Origin of the sequence: Gordonia liuliyuniae (genome assembly GCF_021739025.1) — a bacterium.
Lineage (GTDB): Bacteria > Actinomycetota > Actinomycetes > Mycobacteriales > Mycobacteriaceae > Gordonia > Gordonia liuliyuniae.
In genome coordinates this window covers 371665-386528 of sequence record NZ_JAKKOT010000005.1, presented here as the reverse complement: position 1 = coordinate 386528, position 14864 = coordinate 371665, and the positions used below count along the sequence as shown (strand labels likewise).

The 14864-nt window shown below is 67.5% G+C and carries 13 protein-coding genes; 9 read left to right on the top strand and 4 right to left on the bottom strand.

The annotated features are described in order from the left end of the window. The first annotated feature begins 61 nt into the window (after positions 1-61). From L5G28_RS12685 to L5G28_RS12660, 6 genes are all read left to right on the top strand, one after another. A complete protein-coding gene (locus tag L5G28_RS12685) occupies positions 62-1063 on the top strand; it encodes an oxygenase MpaB family protein (RefSeq protein WP_237001839.1) in 1002 nt (333 codons plus the stop codon). Between the two features lie 92 nt (positions 1064-1155). Next, on the top strand, positions 1156-1347 hold the full coding sequence (locus tag L5G28_RS12680; protein WP_265742682.1) for a hypothetical protein: 192 nt from the start codon (positions 1156-1158) through the stop codon (positions 1345-1347). A gap of 13 nt (positions 1348-1360) precedes the next feature. Then, positions 1361-1558 carry a hypothetical protein gene (locus L5G28_RS12675; protein ID WP_236997517.1) on the top strand — a complete coding sequence of 66 codons (198 nt, stop codon included), beginning with the start codon at positions 1361-1363 and terminating at the stop codon, positions 1556-1558. 126 nt (positions 1559-1684) lie between these two features. Further along, on the top strand, positions 1685-6235 hold the full coding sequence (locus L5G28_RS12670) for an NAD-glutamate dehydrogenase domain-containing protein (protein ID WP_237001838.1): 4551 nt from the start codon (positions 1685-1687) through the stop codon (positions 6233-6235). 48 nt (positions 6236-6283) lie between these two features. Next, positions 6284-6751, top strand: a complete 468-nt coding sequence (locus tag L5G28_RS12665; protein WP_237001837.1) for an acyl-CoA thioesterase — start codon at positions 6284-6286, stop codon at positions 6749-6751. Further along, complete coding sequence (locus tag L5G28_RS12660; RefSeq protein WP_237001836.1) at positions 6748-7419, top strand: DUF8185 domain-containing protein; 672 nt, start codon at positions 6748-6750, stop codon at positions 7417-7419. The genes L5G28_RS12665 and L5G28_RS12660 overlap by 4 nt, the downstream gene beginning before the upstream one ends. Before the next feature lie 51 nt (positions 7420-7470). On the opposite strand, the gene L5G28_RS12655 is transcribed toward L5G28_RS12660, so the two are convergent. Beyond that, positions 7471-9096 (bottom strand): glycoside hydrolase family 13 protein, encoded by a 1626-nt coding sequence (locus tag L5G28_RS12655; RefSeq protein WP_237001835.1) that lies wholly within the window; start codon positions 9094-9096, stop codon positions 7471-7473. A 22-nt stretch (positions 9097-9118) separates the two neighbouring features. Further along, a complete protein-coding gene (locus L5G28_RS12650; RefSeq protein ID WP_236997512.1) occupies positions 9119-9511 on the bottom strand; it encodes a globin in 393 nt (130 codons plus the stop codon). A 166-nt stretch (positions 9512-9677) separates the two neighbouring features. Between L5G28_RS12650 and ctaJ the strand changes: the two genes are divergently transcribed. Together ctaJ and L5G28_RS12640 are read left to right on the top strand one after the other, a co-directional pair. Beyond that, entirely contained in the window at positions 9678-9926 is a 249-nt protein-coding gene (gene ctaJ, locus L5G28_RS12645; RefSeq protein WP_236997511.1) for an aa3-type cytochrome oxidase subunit CtaJ, read from the top strand. Continuing rightward, positions 9913-10380: a DUF5130 family protein gene (locus L5G28_RS12640; RefSeq protein ID WP_236997510.1), complete on the top strand. Its 468-nt coding sequence runs from the start codon at positions 9913-9915 to the stop codon at positions 10378-10380. Before ctaJ ends, L5G28_RS12640 begins: the two co-directional genes overlap by 14 nt. An 87-nt stretch (positions 10381-10467) precedes the next feature. On the opposite strand, the gene pepN is transcribed toward L5G28_RS12640, so the two are convergent. Next, the gene (gene pepN / locus L5G28_RS12635) at positions 10468-13053 is read right to left on the bottom strand and encodes an aminopeptidase N (protein ID WP_237001834.1); all 2586 of its coding nucleotides are present in this window, start codon (positions 13051-13053) and stop codon (positions 10468-10470) included. Between the two features lie 128 nt (positions 13054-13181). On the opposite strand from pepN, the gene L5G28_RS12630 reads away from it, so the two are divergent. Further along, the gene (locus tag L5G28_RS12630; protein WP_236997508.1) at positions 13182-13790 is read left to right on the top strand and encodes a mycothiol-dependent nitroreductase Rv2466c family protein; all 609 of its coding nucleotides are present in this window, start codon (positions 13182-13184) and stop codon (positions 13788-13790) included. A 26-nt stretch (positions 13791-13816) separates the two neighbouring features. On the opposite strand, the gene L5G28_RS12625 is transcribed toward L5G28_RS12630, so the two are convergent. After that, positions 13817-14857 carry a M48 family metallopeptidase gene (locus L5G28_RS12625; protein WP_237001833.1) on the bottom strand — a complete coding sequence of 347 codons (1041 nt, stop codon included), beginning with the start codon at positions 14855-14857 and terminating at the stop codon, positions 13817-13819. Positions 14858-14864: the final 7 nt, after the last annotated feature.

Genomic DNA, 14864 nt, shown 5'->3' with positions numbered 1-14864 from the left:
AACTGGTTCTAGTGTGTAACACTACTGGCGAAGACGGCGACGTACTCAGACGGAGGGTTCGATGACGAACACGATGGGCGCGGTTAATCCGAACGTGGGCAATCCGGTGGTTGTGGGCACCACGGGCGACCAGCAGGACGGGCGGAGCCCACGGCGCGGCTATGTGCCGAACTGGCGGAGCACCCCGCCGACGTTGACCGTCCACGACACCCGGATCACGATCTCGACGCCGGAGCGCAAACCGAACGACGAATACCATCGCGCCGACCTGCAGGACGCCTTCGACTTCTGGGCCGCAGCGGGATCGGCGACGAATGTCGCCATGCAGCTCGGCTGGCCCGAGGTGGCCTACGGCGTGATGGAGTCGAAGGTCGAATCCGGCGCACTCATGCATCACCCGTGGAAGCGTCTGCGCACCACTGCGACCTACCTGGCCGTCGCTGTCCTCGGTACGCAGGCCGAGCGCGACGCCTACCGCGACGCGATCAACACTGCGCACCGGCACGTCCGCAACGACGAGAACTCACCCGTCAAGTACAACGCGTTCAATCGTGAGCTCCAGATGTGGGTCGCCGCCTGCCTCTACATCGGTTTCGAGGATGCGCACGAACTCCTCCACGGGAAGATGAATGCGGAGCAGGCCGAACAGTTCTACTCGGGTGCCAGCCATCTCGCGACGACGTTGCAGGTGACCGAAGAGATGTGGCCGAGTACGCGCGAAGAGTTCGACCACTATTGGAATGTCGCCTGCGAACGGGTCTCGTACGACGAGACGCAGATCCAGTTCATCAACGATCTCATCGATCTGAAGATGATCACTCCGATACTCGGGCTTCCGCTGCGGAGTCTGCTCCGCTTCCTGTCCATCGGCATGATGCCGCGGTTGTTCCGGGAGAAGATCGGTCTGCGATGGCGGCCGGCCGATCAGCGCCGTTTCGAGAATCTCTTTCTGTTCGTGGGGTTCGTCAACCGATTCCTGCCGCGGCCGCTGCGCTTCGGAAGCTTCTACTTCAACATGTTCGACCTGCGCCGCAAGATCGAGAAGAACAAGAATCTGATCTGAGTGGGCCAGGCGAGACACTTCCACCCTTCACGCGACACGCGAAAGGATTCCCTCCTGTGTGGAATCGAATCAGCAAGATCCTCGACCATGAGATGAAGGTGTCCGAATTCCTCGGTGCCCTGATCCTCATCGGAATTCCGTACGGGATCGTCGGCATCATCTGGACGCTCACGCACACCTCGCATCTGAGCGACATCGACAACCCCGTCGACCAGGTCATCTCGTTTCTGGGCTCCATCGTGTGCTGGCCGGTCCTGACGTTCTCGAACGTCACGATGACGTAGGAGGTGACTCGACATGATGCTTCTGGTTCAACTCATCGACGTGATCGTCGAGTACGTGAAACTGCTGGTCGGCGCACCGGGCCATCGAAACGTGTTCGCACGCGTCGTCGCGTGGCTGGTCCTGATCGCGTTGATCGGCGCCGTCGTCGGCCTCATCGCGTGGGGCGTGTCGCTGATCCCCGAACTGATCGGACTGCTCAACGGCGACTGAGTCGTCTCCGGCCCGCTCGACTGTCCGGCGAGAGTCCGACGAGACGCCATCGCCCGTCGTAGGCTTGAGGTTCGTAGGCTTGGGGTTCAGAGCTTGCGGCAGTCGATGAGAGGTTGTGGGGCATCAGTGAGATCGGAACTCGCGGCACGCTATCGCACCGGAGCGGGCGACGTGTCGGCGGAACAGATCGACCGACGACTCGAACGACATCTGGCGGTGGGGGAGAACAGGTCACCGGGGGAGATCCTCGTGTCGGCGACACGCGTCGACGGCGGCGGGGTCGATGTGCATGCCGTGCTCGACGACGTGCCGCTGCTCGTCGAATCGATCCTCACCGCGGTCAGTGACGCCGGGTACACGATCGTCGCGATCGACCACCCACAGTTGACCGTCGCGCGCGATCCGGCCGGCCGACTCGTCGGCCTCGACGACCACGGCATCGTCGAATCGTGGATCACTGTCGTCACCGCGCCGTCGGCCGACAGTGACCCGGCCGCGCTCGAGTCCGCCGTCACAGCGGCCGCCTCACGAGCGACGTCGGTCCGGGACGACACCGCAGCGATGCGCGAACGGCTGGCCGAAGTCATCGCCTCGATCGCCGATGCCGGGGCCGACCTCGAACAGATCCGCCTCCTCGAGTGGTTCGGGTCGCGGTCGAACTTCGTCGGGGTCGGGTACCGCGCCGCGACCATCGACCCCGACGGCGGCGAGGTGCTGGGCGTGTGGCGCGACCGCGGCACCCATCGACCGACGCCGGTGTCTGTCGACTCGGGAGTCGACGTCGATCGTGTATGGCTGGCGACTGGGCTCCTGCGAGGACAGTTCCCGACCCTGGTCCGGGCGACCCGCGACGGCGTCGAACATCAGTTCCTCGGAATCATCACCGCGACGGGCGCCCATCAATCGATCTACGACATCCCCGGCGTGCGCGTGACGGTGAACCGGGTACTCGACGGCCTCGGATTCGCCGCCGACTCGTACGGCGGGATGGCCACCGTCGAACTGCTGCAATCGTTCCCGCTCGTCGAGCTGTTCGCCGCCGACCCCGCCGACCTCACCGCGCGAGTCAGCGACCTCCTCGACGCGCAATCCGCGCGGACCCCGCGCTTTCATGTCCGCCCAGGCGTCGACGGCCACACGGTCTCCGCAATGGTGTTCATGGCGAGGGAGGCGTACTCGACAGCCGTCCGGATCCGACTCACCGAGATCATCAAAGCCGCGCACGGCGGACAGGAGACGGAGTTCACCACTCGGCTGTCGCAGGCGCCGCTCGCGCAGCTGCAACTGCTCATGCACGTTCCGCACCCGGTGGTCCTCGACGACGAGGAGGGCCGGTCCTGCCAGAAGCAGCTGACGGACGCGGTCCGCACCTGGGACGATCGGGTCCGCGAGCGCTGGAACGACCAGGTGCGCGAGGGCGGGCACGACACGTCGCCGCTGCGGCTGCTCCACTACGTGTCCGAGCGCTATCGCGACGGGCGCGACCCCGCTGCCGCGGCCGCGGATCTGCCGATCGCGACCGCGTTGGCCTCCGGCGATCTGCACGTGGCGGTCGACGTTCCCGATACCGGCGTGTGGACGTTCACGCTGTATCTGTGCGACCGTCAGGCCGCGCTCACCGACGTGCTGCCGGTGTTGCAGAGTCTCGGATTGACCGTCGTCGACGAGCATCCGTTCACGATCGACCGGCCAGACGGGGCGGCCGTTGCCGTCTACGAGTTCACCGTGACTCCGGCGCCCGGCATCGAGACCGAACGCGCGCCGGACCTGTCCGCTCGCGTGGCCGACGCATTCGAACAGATGTGGTTGGGGCACGCCGACGTCGACCGCCTCAGCGAACTCGTCCTCCGCGCGGGCCTCACGTCGCGGTGGGTGGCGATGCTGCGCACGTACGCCCGATACCTCGGACAGTGCGGATTCGGGTACAGCCTCTCGCACATCGCGGGCGTACTCGGCGACCAGCGTGCGGCGACCGACGCGCTCGTCGACCTGTTCGCCGCGTCGTTCGATCCCGACGAGCACGACGACGCGCGACGAGACGAGGCGTCCGCTCGGCTCGACACACAGATCGCAGGCATCCTCAGCCTCGACGCCGACCGGGTCATGTCGGCGTTAGCAGCCCTCGTCCGCGCGACGCTGCGCACCACGTTCTACACCGAGTCCGACGGCTGGACGCAGCCGACGATCGCGGTGAAGCTGCGGACCGGTGATGTTCCGCAGGCACCCCAGCCGCGCCCGAAGTACGAGATCTTCGTGCACTCGCCGCTCGTCGAGGGCGTGCATCTGCGGTTCGGCGACGTCTCGCGTGGCGGACTCCGCTGGTCCGACCGACTCGAGGACTTCCGCACCGAGATCCTCGGCCTCGTCAAAGCACAGGCCGTCAAGAACGCGGTGATCGTCCCGGTCGGCGCGAAGGGCGGATTCGTCGTCCGTCGTGGTCCGGCGACCCGCGACGACGCGATCGAATGCTATCGGGCATTCATCGCCTCACTGCTGCAGATGACCGATGATCTCGACCCCGCGACCGGTCAGGTCGTGCCGCCGCGTCGCGTCGTGCGCCGAGACGGCGACGACACGTACCTGGTGGTGGCCGCCGATAAGGGGACCGCGTCGTTCTCCGACATCGCCAACGAGGTGTCGGCGCACTACGGATTCTGGCTCGGCGACGCGTTCGCGTCGGGCGGCTCCGTCGGCTACGACCACAAGGCGATGGGCATCACCGCGCGTGGCGCCTGGGAGTCGGTGAAACGGCACTTCCGTGAGATGGGCGTCGACGTGCAGACGCAGGACTTCACCGCCGTCGCCATCGGTGACATGAGCGGCGACGTCTTCGGCAACGGCATGCTGGCGTCCCGCCACACGCGCCTGGTTGGCGCGTTCGACCACCGCCACATCTTCGTCGACCCCGACCCGGACGCGGCGACGTCGTATCTCGAACGCGAACGACTGTTCCGGCTGCCGCGGTCGTCGTGGGCCGATTACGACACATCGCTGATCTCCGCGGGCGGCGGAGTGTGGGGGCGCGATGTCAAGTCCATTCCGATCAGTGCGCAGATGCGCACGGCGCTCGGCCTGGCCGACGATGTCACCGAACTCGAACCGCCCGAACTGATCCGGGCCGTCCTGGCGGCACCGGCCGACCTGCTGTTCAACGGCGGGATCGGCACGTATGTGAAGGCGAGCGACGAGGCCGACGCCGACGTCGGGGACAAGGCCAACGACCCGATCCGGGTGGTCGGTGCGCAGCTGCGTGTCAAGGTCGTCGGGGAGGGTGGAAACCTCGGAGTCACCGAGCACGGGCGCATCGAAGCGGACCTGTGCGGGGTGCGGATCAACAGCGACGCGATGGACAATTCGGCCGGCGTGGACTGCTCGGACCACGAGGTCAACATCAAGGTGCTGCTCGACTCGCAGATCGCGTCCGGCGCGTTGGACGCCGACGACCGGGTGGACTTCCTCGAGTCGATGACCGACGACGTCGCGAACCTTGTCCTCGCCGACAACATCGCGCAGAACGCCGAACTCGGGCTGGCGCGAGCCACCGCCGACGACGACGTCGAACTGCACGCCCGCATCCTCGCCGAACTCGCCGACGACGGCGTCGACCTGGAGTTGGAGGCGCTGCCGTATCCGCGTCGGCTGCGGGCACGTCGTGACAGCGACCTCGGCCGCGGGCTCACCAGTCCCGAACTGGCGACGGTGATGGCGCACGTGAAGCTCCAAACGAAGGGACGGCTGCTGGCGACGACTCTCCCCGACAACGATCTGTTCACGCCGCTCGCCGCCGGATACTTCCCGGCGGCGATCCGCGAGCGATTCCCGGAGGGCATCGCCGGCCACCGGTTGCGCCGCGAGATCGTCACGACCCGGCTGGTGAATCGGATCGTCGACGGCGGCGGTATCGGACACCTGCTGTCGGTGCAGGAGTCGACGGGCGCGGACACCGGTGAGGGCGCCCGCGCGTTCGTGGTCGCCGACGGAGTCTTCGGGGTCAGCGATCTCATCGATGAGATCCGGCAGCAGCCGGTGCCTGCCGCGGTCGGTGACGAGATGACCCGCCGTGTGCGTCGCCTGCTGTCGACGTCGTCGCGCTGGCTGCTGGCGCACCGTCCGCAGCCGCTGGCGACGGCTGCGGAGATCACGCGCTACTCGGACGTCGCCGGGCTGGTGCCCGACCTGAGCGGATGGCTGCGCAGGGTGAACGGCGACGACCTGGAGAAGGCGTACCTCGACGCCGGGGCCGCTCCCTCGGTCGCGCGTGCGGTCGCCGAGATCCCGTACCGCGTACATCTGCTCGACGTCCACGACCTCGCCGACATCGCCGACCGCGAGCCGGCCGAGGTGGGGGAGCTGCTGTTCGCGGTGCTCGACCACTTCGGGATCGATCGGCTCATCTGGGCCGTCGACGGCCTCGATCGGGGCGATCGGTGGCACCTGCTCGCTCGGGTCGCGCTCCACGACGACCTGCTCAGCGTGCTGCGCGGGCTGACCGGTTCGATCCTGTCCATGAGCGAGCCGGACGAGTCGTCTCAGGAGAAGATCGCCGAATGGTCGGCGGGCCGGAGCACGCTCCTGGCTCGCGCACGTGCGACCCTCGACGACCTGACCGCGTCCGCACACTGGGACATCGCCACCCTGTCGGTGGCGGTCCGCTCGTTGCGTAGTGTGATCGGGTAGGCGACATCGGGTAGGCGACATCGGGGTAGGGGACGGGAGTTCAGTTCAGTGACAGCGCAGGCCGACCGACGGTTGTTCGACGACCGAGGACACCGCACCGACGCCGGTTACGTGGTCACAGTGCCGGTCCGGTGGTCCGACATGGACGTCTTCCAGCACGTGAACCACGCGCGGATGGTGACGTTGCTGGAGGAGGCCCGCATCCCGTGGCTGTTCTACGACGACAAGCCGACCGCGCCGATGCGTCAAGGCTGCCTCGTCGCCGACATGCACGTGAAGTACCAGGGACAGATCCGCCACGACGAGTCGCCGATCTCGGTGACGATGTACGTGCAGCGGCTGCGTGCCGTCGACTTCACTGTCGGCTACGAGGTCCGTCCGCACGGCGCCTCGCCCGACTCGAAGCCCGCCGTCGTCGCCAGCACCCAGCTGGTCTCGTTCGACATCGACACCCAACGCCCGCGCCGCATGACCACTGAGGAGAAGGCGTACCTGTCGGAATTCGTGCGGCCGTGACCGGCCTCTCGCCGTATCGGGAGTCCGACCGCTCCGACATCGCGGCCTTCGTCGCACGCGCTCGCCGCGCCGACGACACGGGTGTGCTGCGCTTACATGAACGCGACGACGCGCGCGTCGGCCTGTGGGTGCGCACTGGGTTCGACGTGTTGGCGACCCGCTCGGTGTTCGGCACGGTGACCCCGAACGACGTGGTCGCCGACGCGAACGCCATGGCGACCTCGTTGGCGGCAGGCGACGACGTGATCAACATCGGTGCGCTGCCGACGATCGCGTGGCAGGGGGCGCTGCCGGGAAGCGCGGGTTTCGTGCACGTCGACGACGTGCCCGCACGTGAGGTGATCGGTCTCGCCCGACGTGGCGCCGACGTCGCACGCGACGAGTCCGGCCCGATGGGCATGGTGCCGTCGCTGCTCGACCAGAAGGTCCTCTCGGTGAGCGGCGCAGCTGAGGCCGTCGACGTCAGTATGCGGGCGGTCTTCGCGCTCACCTCCATGGGCTTCGTCCGTGACTCGGCGGGCCGTGAGATCACCGGCGACTCATCGCTCGAGGCGATCTCACCCGACGAACCCGTCCGCGTCCGAGCGTCCGCCGCATGGCTCCGTCTGGACGCCCGCTTCGGTTCGGTCTTCCAACGCCGAAACGTCCTGAACCTCAACGTCGGCTGAGCCGCCGCACGTCGACTGAGCAGTCGAGGGACCGTCCGGCCGACACCGCCCTCAGACGAGCCAGGCGGCGGTGTTCGGCGGCAGCAGCCCGTTCTCGAGCGGTGTGCTCACCAACAAGACCTGGCCGGGCGGCAGCGGGATCGGTGCCGCCGACGCGTTGAGGGCGCAGATGAGCCCGCCGGGGCGGCGGAAGGCGATGCACCCGTCGGGGGCGCCGTACCATTCGACGGTGTCACCGGAGAACTCCGGACGGACATAGCGCAACTCCAACGCCTGGCGGTACAGCGACAGCGTCGAGAAGATGTCTTCCAACTGTGCTTCGACGGTCAGCCCCGCCCAGTCGGCCGGGATCGGCAGCCACGTGTCCGCGGTCGAACTGAACCCGAACGGCGGCTCGGCGCCCTCCCACGGGAGCGGCACGCGGCACGCATCGCGACCACGGTCCGTGTGACCGGAGTTCTCCCACACCGGGTCGACGAGGACATCGTCGGGCAGGTCGGCGTCGGGGAGCCCAAGTTCGGCGCCGTTGTAGATGAACACGGTGCCGGGCAACGCCAGCTCGACCATCGCCATGGCGCGGGCCCGCAGCGCGCCGACCGCGAGCGCCTGGCCGTCGGCCAGTCCCTGCTCGGCGGCGTCGGGCGCGTAGCGCGTCACCTCGCGCGGGACGTCGTGGTTCGACAACGTCCACGTCGGGACCGCGCCCACCGACGTCGTCGCGGCGAGCGACTCGGTGATCGCCTCCTTGATACGGTCGGCGGCGAAGTCGGCGCTCGCCAACCGGAAGTTGAAACCGAGGTGCAGTTCGTCGGGACGCACATAGTCGGCGAACGCATCGTTCGACGACACCCACACCTCGCCGACGTTCGCGGTGCCCGGGTACTCGTCCGACACCGAGCGGATCTCGCGGTGGATCGCGTGGACGCCCGGATCGTTGAACCGCGGATCGTCGTCGGTGTGCTTGAGGATCTCGACGGCATCGGGCATGTCGGGCAGCCCCTCGGGCTTGGCCAAGCCGTGCGAGACGTCGATGCGGAAGCCGTCGACACCGCGATCGAGCCAGAACCGCATGGTGGTGCGCAGGTCGTCGAGGACGTCGGGGTGCGTGAAGTCCAGATCCGGCTGCTCCGGCGCGAACAGGTGGAGGTACCACTGGCCGAGCGAGCCGTCGGGTTCGGTGACGCGGCTCCACGCCGGGCCGCCGAACACGCTCGTCCAATTGTTCGGCGGCTGCGAGCCGTCGTCACCGAGTCCGTCGCGGAAGAAGTAGCGGGCGCGTTCATCGCTGCCCGGTTCGGCGGCCAACGCCTGCGAGAACCATGCGTGCTGGTCGCTCGTGTGGTTGGGCACCAGGTCCATGGTGACCTTCATGTCCCGGTCGTGAGCTTCTGCGACGAGTCTGTCGAAGTCGTCGAGATCGCCGAACAACGGGTCGACGTCGCGGGGGTCGGAGACGTCGTACCCGTGGTCGACCATGGGCGACCGCATGATGGGCGAGAGCCAGATCGCGTCGACGCCGAGTAGTTCGAGGTAGCCGAGCCTGTCGATCACGCCGGCGAGGTCGCCGACACCGTCGCCGTTCAAGTCCGAGAACGATCGCGGATACACCTGGTAGACGACGGCGTTGCGCCACCAGTCGCCAGCGGGCCCGGAATTGGTCACGTACTGTTCGCTCACCGTCGCGATTCTTCCATATTCGTCACACCGGGCTGTTGATCAACGAGTTGGCGGCCATCTCCATGTACCCGATCAGTTGCGCGCGGTGTTCGTCGTCGAGCACGTCCGACTCGATGGATCCGATGGCGATCATCATGCAGCGCAGCCACGCGTCGCGCTCGATCGGGCCGACGTGGTACGGGACGTGACGCATGCGAAGACGGGGGTGCCCGCGCTCGTCGGAGTAGGTGTGCGGTCCGCCCCAATACTGTTCGAGGAACATCCGCAGACGACGTTCGGCCGGGCCGAGGTCGGTCTCTGGATACATCGGTCGCAAGATCTCGTCGTCGGCGACCTCTTCGTAGAACCGCGCGGTGATCCGCGCGAACGTGTCGTGTCCGCCGACGTCGTCGTAAAAGGTGCTCACGGGCCCCATTGTCCACGATGGTCGCGAGAATGCGCGGGCGGACCGCAAACGTCTACGACGCTCTGTAGGCCCTATGGGGACATCGGGGAGGCGGTGCGATAAATTGGTCATCAGATGATCTGCACACGGCAGGTCGTGCGCTTCTCAATCCAGGCGCGAGTCGAAAGGGTGGGGTGTGGACCAGCTTCTTGTCCCCGTCGGTATGACGGTCGTGGTGCTGTGTGTGATCTCAGTGCTGCTGTGCGTCGTCTCGATGACGTTCTCGTGGGGCGTCAAGCGCCCACGGCCGAAGGAATACACGCTCGATCAGCGGTGGGACCGTAATCCGCAGTTGTTCTCCGCAACCGAGATCGAGCCGATGACTCTCGCACGGCACGCTTCGCCGGGCGACACCGAGGGAGGCTCCGCAAGTGGCAAGTGGTGACATCGCGCACGTCGATCCCGCATCGCTCCCAGTGGGCTCCGCAGTCACCTCGAGTGGCCGCGTCTCGGCAGCACTGTGGCCGCGCCAGGCCTTCGACACCCCGCCGTTCTCGCAGGACGACCTGATCCTGCTCGACGACACGCTCAAGGAGACCAGCGAGGTCGCACTCGTGCGGTTCTCGGTCTACATCGGTGACCTCGGCACCGACGTCGTCGCAGGCGCCCGCGCCGCACTCGCGGAGGCGCCCGAGCCGTACAACGCTGCGCTCCTGGCAGTTTCGCCCAACACGCGCGACGTCGTCGTCGTCTCGGGCTCGGACGTCGCAGGCCGCGTCAACGACCGTGTCGCCGAACTCGGTGTGCAGGCTGCGCTGGCGTCGATCAAGCAGGGTGACCTCATCGACGGCCTCGTCTCGTCGCTGCGCGTCATGGCGACCGCCGTCGCCCGCCCGTAGCACTGAATCTGCACTCACTGCAGTGAATCACTGCGGCCCCCGACCTCGGAGAGGTCGGGGGCCGCAGTCGTTCCAGGGGCGGTGGTGTCAGCGGTTCGACTCCGCGTCGAACGCGCGGGCCCGCCTGGCACGCTGCGCCGAATCACGACCTTCGACGATCAGTCGCCGCAGGGCGGCTGGGAGATCGTCCGCGAGGAGGGCGTCGGCGGCGGCGATCGCGTCGTCGCGCAGATCCCAACTCGGGTACAGCCCGACGACGACGGTCTGCGCGACCTCACTCGTGCGGCGCGACCACAGGTCGACGACCGCGTCGAAGTAGCGCTGCGTGAACGGTGCCAGGAGCGCGTCCTGCCCGGGCCGGGTGAGACCCTCGACGATCGAACGGACCGTCACATTGGCGATGGAGTCGTCGTCGAATGCGGTGGTCCACGCCGCCTCCTTCGCCTCCGGGGTCGGGATCGCCGCGCGTGCCGCTGCGGCGTGGCGGGCGCCCGCGGCCGTATTGTCGCGGGCGGCTTCGGCCGCGATCACCGTCTCGTCGATGCTGCCGTGCGTCGCGAGCGCCTTGACCAGACGCCAGCGAAGTTCGTCGTCGACGACGAGACCGTCGAGGCCGACGCTCGACGGGTCGGTGCCGTCGAGCAGCGAATGCAGGACCGGCTGCTGGGCGTCGGTCGTGACACCGCCGAGGAACGTGTTGACGAACGCGAGCTGATGGTCCGAGCCTGCTGCGGCGCCACGCGCCAGCTCGAGGAGACGGTCAGCGAACCGCGGCAACCCCGTCGACTCGGCCCACTCGGGCGCGGCGTACGCCTCGAGCGCGGTCGTCGCCTGCAGGAGCACGCGCTGCACGACGCCGACCTCGGTCTCGGTGGCGATGCCGCGGCCGACGAGTTCGATGAAGTCGCGGGCGCTCATCTCCGCCTGGCGGGTCATCTCCCACGCGGCGGACCACACGAGTGTGCGCGGCATCGGATCGTCGATGTCGCCGACCCGCGCCGTCGCCGTCGCGAGCGACTCAGGGTCGAGCCGGACCGAAGCGTAGGTGAGATCGTCGTCGTTGAGCAGGATCAATGCGCCGCGATGCGTGCCGACGAGTGCGGGCACCTCAGTGCGCGTCCCTTCGACGTCGAGCTCCACCGATTCGGTGCGGACGAGCTTTCCGTCGTCGGACGGGGCGTACACGCCGATCTTCATCCGGTGCACACGCGTCTCGCCCGCGCCGGGAGCCGCACCGTCCTGCACGACGGTGAACGACGTGATGACGCCGTCGGAGTCGGTCTCGAACTCGGGCCGCATCACGTTGATTCCGGTGGTCTTGAGCCACTGGCCGCCCCAGTCCGACAGGTCGCGGCCCGACGACGCCTCCAGCGCGCCCAACAGGTCGGCGAACGTGGCGTTCGAGAAACGGTGCGCCGCGAAATAGTCGCGCAGGCCGGCCAGGAACGGGTCGAGACCGACGTAGGCGACGAGCTGTTTGAGGACCGACGCGCCCTTCGCATAGGTGATGCCGTCGAAGTTGACCTCCACGGCGGCGATGTCCGGGATGTCCGCGGCGATCGGGTGGGTCGACGGCAGCTGATCCTGCCGGTAAGCCCACGACTTCTCGACGTTCGCGAACGTCGTCCACGCATTCTTGTACTCGGTGGCCTCCACCTGCGACAGCACCGACGCGAACGTCGCAAACGATTCGTTGAGCCACAGGTCGTCCCACCAGGTCATGGTGACGAGGTCGCCGAACCACATGTGCGCCATCTCGTGCAGGATCGTCTCGGCGCGGCGCTCGTACAGGTAGCGGGTCACCCGCGACCGGAAGACGTAGTCCTCGAGGAACGTGACGGCTCCCGCGTTCTCCATCGCGCCCGCATTGAACTCCGGGACGAACAGCTGGTCGTACTTCCCGAACGCGTACGGCACGCCGAAGACACGGTGATAGAAGCCGAAGCCCTGCTTGGTCTCGGTGAACAGCCGCTCCGCATCCATGTGCTCGGCGAGTGACGCGCGGCAGTACAGGCCGAGCGGGATGGTGCCGTGCTCGTCGGTGTACTCGTCCGTCCACTTCGCGTACGGGCCTGCGATCAGCGCCACGAGGTAGGTGCTCATCAGCTCGGTGGTCGCGTAGCGATGGATCACGGCGCCTGAGTCGACGGTCTCGGGCTCGCCGTGCGGTGCGCCGTTCGTGATGACCTGCCAGTCGGCGGGGGCGGTCACCGTAGTGGTGAACCGTGCTTTCAGGTCGGGCTGGTCGAAGCACGCGAACATGCGCTTGGCGTCGGCGGTCTCGAACTGCGAGTACAGGTAGACGGCGCCGTCGGCGGGATCGACGAAACGGTGCAGGCCCTCACCGGTGTTCGAGTACGCGCACTCGGCGACCACGGTCAGCGTGTTCTCGGAAGCCAGGTCGGGCAGAGCCAATCCGACCGACTCGTCGTAACCGGTCACGTCGAGGTCGGTGCCGTTGAGGGTCGCGGACGTCAGGCGGGGAGCGATCAGGTCGATGAACGTCGAGGCCCCCGCCGACGCGCGGAAGGTGACGGTCGTCGTCGACGAGAACGTCGACTCGCCTGGGCGTCCGGCCCCGTCGGTCAGGTCGAGGTCGACGACGTATGCGTCGACGTCGAGGAGTGCTGCGCGCTGCTGCGCCTGGTCACGTGTCAGATTCGGTGCGCTCACTCGGCCCACTCTAGTGATCTGCGGACCGCTGTGCGGGGCGGGGCGCTGTCGGTTTCGCCATCCGTGCGCGACAGCGGCGACGGCGTCCTCGCGGGCGCTGCGACCGATCCGGTGGTTCAATCGGAGTCATGGCTGAAAACGATCGCGTTGACTTCTGGTTCGATCCCTTCTGCCCGTGGTGCTGGATCACCTCGCGCTGGATTCTGGAAGCCGCGCAGGTACGCACCCTGGACGTCCACTTCCACATCATGAGCTTGGCAGTCCTGAACGAAGGCAAGGACATTCCCGACGACTACCGGGAGATGCTCACCCACGCGTGGGGCCCGGTCCGGGTGCTCGCGGCGGCGCAGGCACGGCACGGTGACGGCGTGCTCGCGGGGCTCTACACGGCGATGGGCACGGAACTGCACGACAACGGCAACAAAGACGTTCCGTCGATGGTCGCCGCAGCCCTGTCCTCGGCGGGCCTGGAAGCAGATCTCGCCGACGCCGTCGACGCCGCCGAATTCGACGAGGCGATTCGTACGAGCCACCACGAGGGGATGGACAAGGTCGGCGACGACGTCGGCACGCCGACCATCCACGTCAACGGCGTCGCGTTCTTCGGTCCGGTCCTCTCGCGGATCCCGCGCGGCGAGGATGCGGGGAAGGTGTGGGACGGGGTCGTCGCACTTGCGTCGTACCCGCACTTCTTCGAACTCAAGCGCACTCGGCACGAGGACCCGCAGTTCGATTGAGTCGGGCTCTGACACCGCTCGAGGCACTAGTACATGCTGGTCTCAGACAGTTCGTTGGGCAGCGAGCCCTCGGCGACGGCGGCCGGCGGATGCGGCGTCGCGACCAGTGCGACGTGTCCGCTGCCGGTGCCGCGGACGAACGACCGCGGCCGGAGGAGGATGGCTCCGCTGCGTGTCCGGTCGCGCAGCGCGGCCGCCCGCCAGGTCAGTACCGGGTGTGACGACAACGCGTTGACGGCGGTGATGAAGAATCCGCGCTCATGGACCGCTCGGTCGGCGAACTGGTCGAAGTCGATGGCGCTCAGCAGATACTTGCCCGATGCGAGGAGCCCGATCATCGGAGCAGCCCCGTCTGGTCGCGAGTAGTAGCCGTAGTTGTCGGCGGTGTACTCCTGCGCGCGAGATAGCAGCGACCCCAGGATCGGAATGCTCATGATCAGACTGCTGAACAGTTGCCGCCAGTACGACGTGTGCCCGGCCGCGATGTGCCCGATCTCGTGGCCGATCACGAACTCCAGCGCCTCCGGGCTGCGGGCGCGGCCGCCGACTTCGAACAGATCCGAGTAGACGACCACATACCGCCGGAAGCCGTGGCCGGACGCGAACGCGTTGATCTGGCCGTTGCCGTTCATCACGTAGGCGTCCGGCACGTACTCCATGCCGTACCGTGCCGCGGCTTCGACGACGGTCGTGAACGCTTCGGGGAACTGGGTCGGCGTGATCTGGACGGCGTTGGCCCGCATGCTGGCGTAGCCGACGCCGCGTCCCAGAAATACCAGGACCGGCAGTACCAGCGGGATCAACAGGAACTCGCTGATGAGTCCGAGCGCGACCAGGCTGATCACCACGGCGTACGCGGCGACTGCGGCGAGGACCGCGATCACCAGGACCGGGATCTCCCACGGGTGGCGGCGCGGAGCGCCCGCATACAGTGCGGGCGTCTGCCACACCGTCGTCGGCCCGACCGGACGAGGTGCGGCGGGGACGACGGAGTCGTCGACGCCGGGCACCGACGGGATCGGTGCGCCGGGCAGGCGGGTGCGGGGGATCGGTTCAGCGTTCTCCACCCCTCCA